The organism is Flavobacterium sasangense DSM 21067 (assembly GCF_000686885.1).
Taxonomy (GTDB): Bacteria; Bacteroidota; Bacteroidia; order Flavobacteriales; family Flavobacteriaceae; genus Flavobacterium; species Flavobacterium sasangense.
The window spans coordinates 80641-92285 of sequence record NZ_JMLU01000005.1; the positions used below are offsets into that span (position 1 = coordinate 80641).

The 11645-nt window shown below is 34.4% G+C and carries 7 protein-coding genes; 5 read left to right on the plus strand and 2 right to left on the minus strand.

The features are described 5' to 3' along the window. Positions 1-26: 26 nt before the first annotated feature. The 4 genes from BP92_RS0105760 to BP92_RS0105775 all read left to right on the plus strand — a co-directional run bounded on the left by BP92_RS0105760 (position 27) and on the right by BP92_RS0105775 (position 8794). Positions 27-3215 carry a UvrD-helicase domain-containing protein gene (locus tag BP92_RS0105760; RefSeq protein ID WP_026725187.1) on the plus strand — a complete coding sequence of 1063 codons (3189 nt, stop codon included), beginning with the start codon at positions 27-29 and terminating at the stop codon, positions 3213-3215. Positions 3216-3249: 34 nt separating this feature from the next. Next, on the plus strand, positions 3250-4446 hold the full coding sequence (gene kbl, locus BP92_RS0105765) for a glycine C-acetyltransferase (RefSeq protein WP_026725188.1): 1197 nt from the start codon (positions 3250-3252) through the stop codon (positions 4444-4446). Between the two features lie 103 nt (positions 4447-4549). Continuing rightward, the gene (locus BP92_RS0105770) at positions 4550-5953 is read left to right on the plus strand and encodes an OmpA family protein (RefSeq protein ID WP_026725189.1); all 1404 of its coding nucleotides are present in this window, start codon (positions 4550-4552) and stop codon (positions 5951-5953) included. A gap of 63 nt (positions 5954-6016) precedes the next feature. Next, complete coding sequence (locus BP92_RS0105775; RefSeq protein ID WP_026725190.1) at positions 6017-8794, plus strand: PD-(D/E)XK nuclease family protein; 2778 nt, start codon at positions 6017-6019, stop codon at positions 8792-8794. 58 nt (positions 8795-8852) lie between these two features. Here the strand turns inward: BP92_RS0105775 and BP92_RS0105780 are convergent, their stop codons facing one another. Further along, positions 8853-9635 carry an alpha/beta fold hydrolase gene (locus tag BP92_RS0105780; protein ID WP_026725191.1) on the minus strand — a complete coding sequence of 261 codons (783 nt, stop codon included), beginning with the start codon at positions 9633-9635 and terminating at the stop codon, positions 8853-8855. Between the two features lie 169 nt (positions 9636-9804). Here BP92_RS0105780 and BP92_RS0105790 point away from each other — a divergent pair, with 169 nt between their 5' ends. After that, the gene (locus tag BP92_RS0105790) at positions 9805-10197 is read left to right on the plus strand and encodes a DUF1398 domain-containing protein (RefSeq protein ID WP_026725192.1); all 393 of its coding nucleotides are present in this window, start codon (positions 9805-9807) and stop codon (positions 10195-10197) included. Positions 10198-10342: 145 nt separating this feature from the next. On the opposite strand, the gene BP92_RS0105795 is transcribed toward BP92_RS0105790, so the two are convergent. Continuing rightward, positions 10343-11635: an aminopeptidase P family protein gene (locus BP92_RS0105795; RefSeq protein ID WP_026725193.1), complete on the minus strand. Its 1293-nt coding sequence runs from the start codon at positions 11633-11635 to the stop codon at positions 10343-10345. Positions 11636-11645 lie beyond the last annotated feature (10 nt).

Below are 11645 nucleotides of genomic sequence, written 5' to 3' on the forward strand. Positions count from 1 at the left end.
CCACTATTAGTAAGATAAATATAACATTGAATACAACCGCTTTCACCATATACGACGCTTCGGCTGGCTCTGGAAAAACTTACACGCTAACGAAAGAATACTTAAAAATTCTTTTTTTAGCTTCGAATGATGATGCGTATCGAAAAATTCTAGCCATAACTTTTACCAACAAAGCGGTAGAAGAAATGAAAACCCGAATTGTGTCGAGTTTGTACCAATTTTCATTGGATAACACGTCCGAAAAAGCGATGGAATTGCTAAAAGATGTAGCTTCGGAAACCAAATTAAGCATCGCTACTTTAAAAGATAAATCGAAAGCTATCATCAAAAATATCATTCACAATTATGCAGCGTTTGATATTTCTACGATTGATAAATTCACGCACAAAGTTATCCGAACGTTTGCCCAAGATTTGAATTTACCTCCGAATTTTGAAGTGTCGCTGGAAACCGATTCCTTATTACAAGAAGCGATTGATTTAGTGATTTCCAAAGCAGGTGATGATCCTAATTTAACCAAATTACTTATCGAATTTTCAAAAGAAAAAACCGACGATGATAAAAACTGGGATATTTCAGCCGAATTATTAAAGGTGGCCCAATTGATTACTAACGAAAACAATTCGGAAGAAATCAAAGAAATGGCAGATAAGAGTTTGGATGATTTCGGAATCGTAAAAAAGAAATTACAAGAAGAAATCAAACAACTAAAACACGATTGTAAAGCAATAGCTCAGAGTGTTTTGGATTCGATTGATGGAAATGGTGTTTCTCGAAAATCGTTTTACAGAAGTTTGGTTCCTAATTTTTTAGAGAAAATAGTTGATGATAAAATTGCTATTAATGAAACGGTAATCAAATATTTAGATGGTTCAGAAAGTGGTTATTCCAAAACCGTTCCACAATCTGATAAAGATTTTATTGATGAAAAAGCTTCCGAAATTTTAGCTTCGGTGCTAACAATCAATGAGAAAGTTGGAAAAATTTCAATGTACGAAGCTTTTCTGCAAAACTTAAATCCATTGTCGTTATTAAACACGATTTATCAGGAATTCAAGCAAATTCAGGAAGAGCAAAATTTAGTTTCGATTTCCGATTTCAATAAAATCATTCATAACGAAATACAAAACCAGCCAGCTCCCTTTATTTATGAGCGTTTGGGCGAAAAATACCGTCATTATTTTATCGATGAATTTCAGGATACTTCGGTAATGCAATGGCAAAATTTGATTCCGTTAATCGATAATGCATTATCTGGCCAAGACGATTTTGGTCAACAAGGAACTTTGATGTTGGTTGGCGATCCAAAACAAGCGATTTATCGTTGGCGTGGCGGAAAAGCCGAACAATTTATTGATTTGGCGAAAGAAGATAAAAAACACAATCCGTTTTCCAATAAAGACAAAGAAACCCTTCGTTTGGGCACGAATTACCGAAGTTATAGCGAAGTGATTCGGTTTAATAACGCTTTTTTCAAGCAATTATCCGATAAATTTGAAAATCCAGATTATAAAAATCTGTACGAAAACCTTTCACATCAGGAAATCAATTCTAAAAATGGCGGTTATGTAAATTTGTCATTTATTGAAGTGCCAGAAGACGAAACGGAAGTCGAAGGTTTTGACTCGGATAACGATTCGATTTCGGTAAAAGATAAATTTTACTTGAATCAAACCTTACGAACCATTGAAAAATGTATCGCGAACGGATTTGAATACAAAGACATCGTTTTGCTTACGCGAACTAAAGCACCTGGAATTAAATTAGCGAACTTCTTAACTGAAAACAGCGTTCCAATTTTGTCTTCGGAAACCTTATTGATTCAAAATGCTACGGAAGTAAAGTTGTTGATTGCGTTACTTCGCTATTTGAAAAATCCAAAAGACGACGAATCGAAAGTCTATTTCTTGTATTTCATTGCGAAATATTTACAGTCAGAATTAGAAATTCATGATTTCATTTTGGCTGCCAAAGATAAAAATTCGGGAGAATTAGAAACGTTTTTGAAAACTATCGGAGTAGAAATTTCGTTCAAAAATTGCAAGAAGAAATCATTATACGAAGCAGTTGAAATTTTAATCGCAACTTTCTTAAATGACAAAGTGAATACTTCGTATTTGCAATATTTCTTGGATTTGGTTTTAGAGAAAGATGTCAAAGTACAATCGAGTATTGCGGATTTCCTAGAGTATTGGGACAAAATTGGCTACCAAAAAAGTATTCCATCACCAGAAGGAACAAACGCGGTTCGCATCATGACGATTCACAAATCAAAAGGATTGGAATTTCCGGTGGTGATTTTTCCTTTTGCGGAAGAGAATTTTTCAAGCAAACCAAAAGACAAATTGTGGATTCCGTTAGAAGATGCGAATGTAGATTTTCCAAAAGCACTTATCAACAATAAAAAAGAAGTGGAAACTTACGGAAACGAAGCTAAAACTATTTTTCAAACTAAAAACCAAGAAGAAGTTTTAGATACGATTAATGTTTTGTACGTGGCTTTAACGCGTGCCGAAGAACAGTTGTATGTGATTTCGAATAAACTGAAAACGAAAAAAGGCGATTTGGTTACCAACAATTTGTCTTACTATTTTCTAGAGTTTTTACAAAATATCGGGAAATATGAAGAAACCAAATCAGAATACGAGTTTGGAAATCCAGCCCGAATTTCAACTAACAAATCTCACGATGGCAATCACAATCAAATCGGAATTGTTTCGCATAAATTAAATCCAAAAAATATCAAAATAGCACAGCACGAAGCCCTAATGTGGGGAACAATTCAGCAGGATGCGATTAACTTTGGGAATATTTTGCACGAAATTATGGCGTTTATTCAAACGAAAGACGATGTGGATTTAGCCATTCAAAAAGCAACGGAATTGGGATTGATAACGTTTTCCCAAAATGCAATTTTTAAAGAAACGATTGAAAAAATTGTGCATCATGAAGAATTGATTTCGTTTTTTGATGCCGATGCAAAAGTTTTCAACGAACAAAACATCATCAAAAAAGCTACTAAAAACAGTAAACCTGATAGAGTCGTAATCAAAGATAATGTAGCGTATTTGTTAGATTACAAAACTGGAGAAAAACACAACAAACACAAAGCACAATTAGAAGAATACGAAATGGCTTTACAAGAAATGAACTATACCGTTGCAAAAAAAGCACTTATATATATAGGAGAAAGTATAGAAATAGTAACTTTGTAATTCTAAACAACAAACTAGTAACAATAAACATATTATGTACGGAAAAATCCAACAACACCTACAAAACGAATTAAATACAATTCAAGAAAACGGATTATTTAAAAAAGAACGCATTATCACTTCGCCTCAAGGAGCAGAAATTACAATTTCGACAGGTGAAACGGTTTTAAATTTTTGCGCGAATAATTATTTAGGATTATCATCTCATCCAGAAGTAGTGCAAGCAGCAAAAGATGCTTTAGATTCTCATGGTTTTGGAATGTCATCAGTGCGTTTTATTTGTGGAACTCAAGATATTCATAAAGAATTAGAAAAAAAGATTGCCGATTTCTACGGAACAGAAGATACTATTTTATACGCAGCGGCTTTTGATGCGAATGGAGGAGTTTTCGAGCCTTTATTAGGAGAAGAAGATTGTATTATTTCTGATTCTTTGAATCATGCTTCTATTATTGATGGTGTTCGTTTGTGTAAAGCAGCTCGTTATCGTTACGAAAATAACAACATGGAAGACTTAGAGCAACAGTTAATCAAAGCAACTGAAGCAGGTCACCGTTTTAAATTAATTGTAACCGACGGAGTTTTCTCAATGGACGGATTAGTAGCGCCATTAGATAAAATTTGTGACTTAGCCGATAAGTACGATGCCATGGTTATGGTTGACGAATGTCACGCTGCTGGTTTTATTGGAGCTACAGGAAAAGGAACATTAGAAGCTAAAGGTGTAATGGGAAGAGTTGATATCATCACTGGAACTTTAGGAAAAGCTTTAGGTGGAGCCATGGGTGGTTACACAACGGCAAAAAAAGAAATCATAGAAATTTTACGTCAACGTTCTCGTCCTTATTTATTTTCTAATTCGTTAGCGCCTTCGATTGTTGGTGCATCTTTAAAAGTTTTTGAATTGTTAGAGAAAGATACCACATTAAGAGATAAATTAGAGTGGAACACCAATTATTTCAAAGCAGGATTAAGAAAAGCTGGTATTGATTTCATCGATGGCGACTCTGCAATTGTACCTGTAATGTTGTACGATGCCAAATTATCTCAAGTAATGGCAGAAGAACTGTTAAAAAAAGGAATCTATGTTATAGGATTTTTCTTCCCAGTAGTTCCTAAAGATAAAGCGCGTATTCGTGTACAATTATCAGCTGCACACACACAAGAACATTTGGACAAAGCTATAGAGGCTTTTACTGAGGTGGCCAAAAAATTAGAAATAATCAAGTAAAAATCGGACAAATAAGTAATTTTTTTAACAAAACTTTTTGTAGTTAAAAAAAACGTATTACTTTTGTTCCAATTATAACGCATTGTAATTAAATAAAACAAGTATGAAACATCTTAACAAATTATTTGCTGCAGCTTTATTGTTTGCTGGTTTAACATCGCAAGCACAAGATAGCAACAACCCATGGGCAGTGTCTTTTGGGGTAAATGGAGTTGACACTAAAGTTAGTGCTGTTGGTAATGACAGTCCAAAATTCATCCAATTATTGAATGTTAAAGAAAACTGGAACATTTTACCTTCAGTTTCTTATTTAAACGTATCTAGATACGTTGGAGATGGTTTTTCTTTTGGAGTAACAGGTTCTGTTAATTCAATTGATAAATGGGTAACTAGAGTTGATGGAACTGAGTCAACAGATTTAGTTTCAAACCCAGGTAATTTAAAATATTACGCATTTGATGCTGTTATTAAATACAGCTTCATGGATTTATTAAAATCTAAATGGTTAGATCCTTCTATTAACATTGGTGGAGGTTACAATTTCCTTGGAGATGCTTCTGCAGGTACAGTTAATGGAGGTTTAGGATTAACTTTTTGGTTTACAGAGCATGTTGGTTTACAATTCCAATCTACTTACAAACATTCATTTGATGATAACAGAGTAGCTGGTCAAGATGTTCCAACACACATTCAACACTTTGCTGGTTTATCTTTCAAATTTGGAGGTAAAGATACAGACGGTGACGGAATTTATGACAAAGATGATGCATGTCCAGAAGTTGCTGGTTTACCAGAATTCAAAGGATGTCCAGATACAGATAAAGACGGAATCCAAGATTCTGAAGATGCTTGTCCAGAAGAAGCAGGTACTAAAGAATTAAACGGTTGTCCTGATACAGACGGAGACGGAATCATCAACAAAGAAGATGCTTGTCCAGATGACAAAGGAACTAAAATGATGAACGGATGTCCAGATGCTGACGGTGACGGTGTTGCTGATAAAGATGACAAATGTCCTACTGTAGCTGGTGCTAAAGATAACGCTGGTTGTCCATGGCCTGATACAGATAATGACGGTGTTGCTGATAAAGATGACAAATGTCCTACTGTAGCTGGTACTGTTGCTAACAATGGTTGTCCAGAAGTATCTGACGATACAATGAAAAAATTAAATGATTACGGTAAAACTATCTTGTTTAACTCTGGTAAAGCTTCTTTCCAAAAACAAACAATTCCAGTTTTAAAAGCTATGGCTGCTATCTTAAAAGAGTATCCAACTGCTAAGTTCTCATTAGAAGGTCACACAGATAATACAGGTTCTGACGCTTCTAACCAAAAATTATCTGAAGATAGAGCTGCTGCTGTTAAAAACTTCTTAGTTGAAAACGGTATCGATGCTTCTAGATTATCTTCTAAAGGTTTTGGTGAGTCTATGCCAGTAGATTCTAACAAAACTGCTAAAGGTAAAGCTAACAACAGAAGAGTAGAAGTGAAATTGGTTAAATAATTTCTTTCTAAAATATAATAAGAAACGTCCCGATATTTCGGGACGTTTTTTTATTTTTATAAAATGAAACAAGATACTTTTTTAGATAAGTTAAGCGCCATTATTTTATCACAATCTGATATTGAATTATCGAATTGTTTGATTGTTTTACCCAATAAAAGAGCCAAAGTATTTCTTTTAGAAAGTCTTAAAAATCAATTAGAAACAACTTCGTTTGCTCCCACTATCATTAGTATTGAAGATTTTATTCAAGAAATTTCTGGACTTCGGACAATTGATCCAATTGAATTATTATTTGAATTCTACGAAGTTTATCTTTCTGTAACAGATAAATCCAAACAACAAACCTTTGAAGAATTTGCTACTTGGGCAAAAACTGCTATTCAAGATTTTAATGAAATCGATAGATATTTATTAGACCCAAATCGCGTGTTCTCTTATTTAGAAGATATCGAAGCATTAAAACGTTGGGATTTACAGCCACAAGACAAAACCAAATTAATCACAACTCATTTAGAGTTTTGGGCTAAATTGCCTTTGTATTACGAATCTTTTTACAAGCATTTATTAAAAAAAGGAATCGGTTATCAAGGTTTATTATACAGAGAAGCAGTAAATAATTTAGCTTCGTTTACCACAACCATTATCCATCAAATCTATTTTGCGGGTTTTAATGCTTTAAATCAAGCTGAAGAGCGCATATTCAAACATTTAGCCAACGAAAACAAAGCCAAAATTTATTGGGATATCGATGAGGTATTTTTGGACGATTCCTATCACGATGCAGGTTTGTTCATTCGAAAGTTTAAAAAAGAATGGAAGCCTTTTGTTAATCAAGATTTCGAATGGGTAGTAAATCACTTTAGTGAGGAAAAAAATATTGAAATTATTGGTACTCCAAAAAGTATTGGTCAAGCTAAAATCGTTGGGACAATAATTGAAAAAATTCAATCTGAAAACCCAAATTTAGAAAAAACCGCTGTTGTTCTTGGAGATGAAAACCTGTTGCTTCCAGTTTTGTATGGATTACCTGAAACAGTTGATGCATTGAATATTACGATGGGTTATCCGAGTAAAAATAATCCTGCACAATTGTTGATTAGTAAGTTGTTCAAGTTACATACCAATGCCAAACAGCGTAACGAAAAAAGCTATACTTTCTACTATAAAGAAGTTTTAGATATTCTGAATCATCCTTTGGTAGAACCGTATTGTAAAGTGGAAGAAGTAGTAAAAGTGATTAATAACAACAATTTTACCTTCTTTTCGAATCAAAAATTATTCAGTTTATACGAAGAAAAATATCCGAATACAGAAAACAAATTCTTCAAATTATTATTTACACGTTGGGATGATTCAATTTCCGATATTTTAGTGAATTTGAATTCGATTTTACTAACCATAAAATCCTATTTAAGTAACGATGATGCCGAAGAAAAAGTTACGAAAGCTTTTGTGTATTCCGTTTTTAAAACGATAAATAAATTAACCAATTATCACGAAACTTATAATCAAATTGAAAGTTTGCCATCGCTTCAATCCATTTACAAGCAAATTATCGATTTAGCGGAAGTTTCTTTTGAAGGCGAACCTTTGAGTGGTCTTCAAGTAATGGGTGTTTTAGAGAGCCGTGTATTGGATTTTGAAAATGTGATTATTACTTCGGTAAATGAAGGTAAATTTCCTGCTGGAAAATCGCAAAATTCATTCATTCCGTATGATGTAAAGAAAGAACTAGGTTTGCCAACTTACAAAGAAAAAGATGCGATTTATTGCTATCACTTTTATCATTTGTTGTTGCGTGCAAAAAATGTGTGGTTACTTTATAATACCGATAACGAAGGAATCGATGCTGGAGAAAAAAGCCGTTTTATTACCCAATTGGAAATCGAGAAACAACCAAAACACAATATCATAAGTACAATTTATAACGCGGTTTTACCCGAAAAAGCATACGAACCCGTTACCATTCCAAAAACCGATAAAATTCTAGCACGTTTGCACGAAATTGCAACGGATAAAGGATTTTCACCATCGTCGTTGACGAATTATATTCGAAATCCGTTACAGTTTTACATGCAACGTATTTTGCGCATCAACGAAGCGGATGAAGTGGAAGAAAACATCGCAGTGAATACTTTGGGTACCATTATTCACAATGCTTTGGAAGAATTGTATACGCCCTATTTGAATCAGTTTTTGGCATTGCATCACATTGAAGCGATGGAAGCTAAAATTAATGAAGTCATTCTAAAACATTTCAAAGAAATTTACAAAGAAGGTGAAATTACCAAAGGAAAAAACCTATTGGCGTTTGAAGTAGCGAAACGAAATGTTTACAATTTTCTACAATTGGAAAAGAAAGACATCGAAGAAGGTCAAGCCATAAAAGTATTGCTATTAGAAGCTAGTTTGTCTTGTGAAATCGAAGTGAAATCTTTACCCTTTCCAATAAAAATCGCAGGTAAAGTCGACCGAATTGAAGAGCGCGATGGCACTATCAGAATCATCGATTACAAAACTGGAAAAGTAGATGGAAACAGCTTAAAAATTCAAGATTTTGGTGATTTGACTTCGGATATAAAAAATGAAAAAATCATTCAGTTGTTGTGCTATGCTTTGATGTTTGAAAATCACGAATTAAAACAAAATAGAGAAGTTTCAGCAGGAATTGTTTCGTTCAAAAACATGAAAAACGGTTTTTTACCTTTCGGATTAGGAAAAGGGAAAGAGGCTGAACTTGTTATTTCAAATGATATTTTAGAAGATTTTAAATCGGAATTAGAAAAATTGATTGTAGAAATTTTCAATCCAGAAATTCCGTTTAAAGAAAAAGTATAATTGAAATAAAACCTTGCGAATTTTGCGAAAAAACTTTGTGTTCTTTGCATTTAAATAACTAAACCCTTTTCAAAAATCCACTCAAAACCGCTAACAATTCCGATTGATTTTCAAAGTGACTCATGTGGCCGTCTTCAAAAGTGGTGAGTTGTACTTGTGTGCCTTCGATTTGTTCTAAATTGTCATCATAATTTAAAACTGGGTCTTTTTTACCCAGAATAAGTTGAATCGGATAAGGCGCAAAGTGCAAAATAACTTCGCGATCTTTTCTGATTTTCATGCCTTCCAATGCAGCAACAATTCCTTGAAGAGGTGTTTTTAAAGCTTCTAATTTTACTTCTTCGATAATATCTGTCAAACGCTCGCGATTGTCTTCACTGAACAAATTAGCAATACTCATGCGAATGAATGCCGAATAATTTTGTTTCACTGCTACAATAGCTCTATCACGATTTGCTTTTCGTTCGTCGCTATCAGCTCTTGAAGTGGAGTTTTGTAATACAATTCCTTTGACATTGTCAGGATACAATTCGGCGAAAGCTAACGCCACATAACCGCCCATTGAATGCCCAATTAAAACCGCTTTTCTAATTTTTAGTTCGTGTAATACGTGATGCACCATATCGGCTTGGTCTTCCATGGTGTGGACATAACCCAAACATTCCGTTTCGCCATGACCTAACAAATCGATAGTAATGATGCGGTGTTTCTTCACCAATTCAGGAATAAACGCCCTCCACATCGATTGATTTTCCAAAAAACCATGCAACAAAACCACAGCCGTTCCTTTTCCTTGGTCGGTGTAACTGATTTTGGTGTTTTTGAAGGTGGTTGTTTTCATGAGGGCAAAGGTAGAGTTTAAACGCAAAGAGCGCAAAGTTTTTTCGCGAAGTGCGAAAGGATTTTCTCAACACAAACTTGTCATTCCAGAGGAATCTCATAAAGAGATGCTTTCAGTAGGACAAGATTGAGTATAAAAACGTATTTTAGCACTATAAAATCATTCTCTCATGTTCACTATCCAACAAATCCATGAAGCGCACGCCAAAGTAAAAAGCGGTGCCGATTTTCCAAAATACATGCAAGACATTATTGTGCTTGGTGTTACTTCTTTCGAAACGTTTGTGTTTGATAATCATACCCATTATTTTGGAAAAGATAATTTTCAAACGTCATCAGAAGGTTTTTCAGAAACCTTAACTATTGCTGATGAAAGCAACGTTGCGCAATTCAAATCCGACTTAAAATCGCACCAACAAGGCAACACCGATTATATGACGTTTTTAAACGATTGCGCCAAATCGGGCGTTGAAAAATGGGTTGTGGTAATGGATAAAATGACTTGCAGTTATTATGACAAAGCTGGGAATGAAATGGTAGTTGAAGTGATTCCATTGGTTTAGTTTGGTTTTGTCATTCTGAACTCGTTTCAGAATCTTTTAATGAAGAAGAGAAGCTGAAACAAGTTCAGCTTGACAAATAAGGATAAAAAAACGGCTCACATTTCTGCAAGCCGTCTATACTGTAAACTGAGACTGAGACTGAAAACTAACTATTCATTATCGCTTCAATTTCCTCAATTTCAATTGGAATATTGCGCATTAAATTAAACGCAGCACCTTTTTCTTGAATTACCATATCGTCTTCTAAACGAATACCAAAACCTTCTTTCGGAATGTAAATTCCTGGCTCAACGGTGAACACCATATTGGCTTGCATAGGTTCGTGCAATAATCCGTAATCGTGCGTGTCTAATCCCATGTGGTGCGAAGTGCCGTGCATGAAATATTTTTTATACGCTGGCCAATCTGGATTTTCGTTTTGCACATCAGCTTTATCGATTAATCCTAAACCAAGCAATTCTGAAGTCATGATTTTACCCACTTCTACATGATATTGTTTCCATAATGTACCTGGAACCAACATTTTTGTAGCTTCGTTTTTCACATTTAAAACGGCATTGTAAACCGCTTTTTGTCTATCCGTAAAACGACCCGAAACTGGAACCATACGCGTCATATCACTTGAATAATTCGCATATTCTGCTCCAACGTCTAATAAAATTAAATCGCCAGCTTTACATTGTTGGTTGTTTTCGATATAGTGCAACACATTTGCGTTATTTCCGGAAGCAATAATTGGCGTGTAAGCAAAACCTTTCGAACGATTTCTTAAAAATTCATGAGCAAATTCGGCTTCGATTTCGTACTCCATAACACCTGGTTTTACGAAATTCAAAACTCTTCTAAAACCTTTTTCGGTAATATCACAAGCTTTTTGGATTAAATCCAATTCCTCACTTTCTTTAACCGAACGCAATCTTTGTAAAATAGGATTCGATTTTTCTACTTTGTGTGCTGGATAATTTTCTTTCCACCATTTGATAAAACGCGCTTCACGAGTTTCAGTTTCAATAACCGCTCTGTAATGTTCGTTAGTGTTGATGTAAATCGTATCGGCATACGCCATGATTTCTTTCAACGTTTTGTGGAAATCTTGTAACCAAATCACCGATTTAATTCCAGAAACTTCGAAAGCTCTTTCTTTAGTAAGTTTTTCACCTTCCCAAATGGCAATGTGCTCATTCGTTTCTTTTAAGAATAAAATTTCTTTCAAATGTTCGTAAGGTGCATCTGGAAAAAGCAATAAAATACTTTCTTCTTGGTCTACGCCAGATAAATATAAAATATCTCTATGTTGTGCAAAAGGCAATGTGCTATCAGCACTTACGGGATAAATATCGTTTGAATTGAATACCGCAACACTATTAGGTTTCATTTGAGTCGTAAATTTAGCTCTGTTTTTCACGTACAAATTGCGGTCTATTTGATGGTATTTCATGATGTAAATG

What these genes read in the sequence shown, in the direction of transcription:
- kbl (WP_026725188.1), top strand. Translation starts at nt 3,250, where the DNA reads ATGTACGGAAAAATCCAACAACACCTACAAAACGAATTAAATACAATT.
- BP92_RS0105770 (WP_026725189.1), top strand. Translation starts at nt 4,550, where the DNA reads ATGAAACATCTTAACAAATTATTTGCTGCAGCTTTATTGTTTGCTGGT.
- BP92_RS0105775 (WP_026725190.1), top strand. Translation starts at nt 6,017, where the DNA reads ATGAAACAAGATACTTTTTTAGATAAGTTAAGCGCCATTATTTTATCA.
- BP92_RS0105780 (WP_026725191.1), bottom strand. Translation starts at nt 9,635, where the DNA reads ATGAAAACAACCACCTTCAAAAACACCAAAATCAGTTACACCGACCAA.
- BP92_RS0105790 (WP_026725192.1), top strand. Translation starts at nt 9,805, where the DNA reads ATGTTCACTATCCAACAAATCCATGAAGCGCACGCCAAAGTAAAAAGC.
- BP92_RS0105795 (WP_026725193.1), bottom strand. Translation starts at nt 11,635, where the DNA reads ATGAAATACCATCAAATAGACCGCAATTTGTACGTGAAAAACAGAGCT.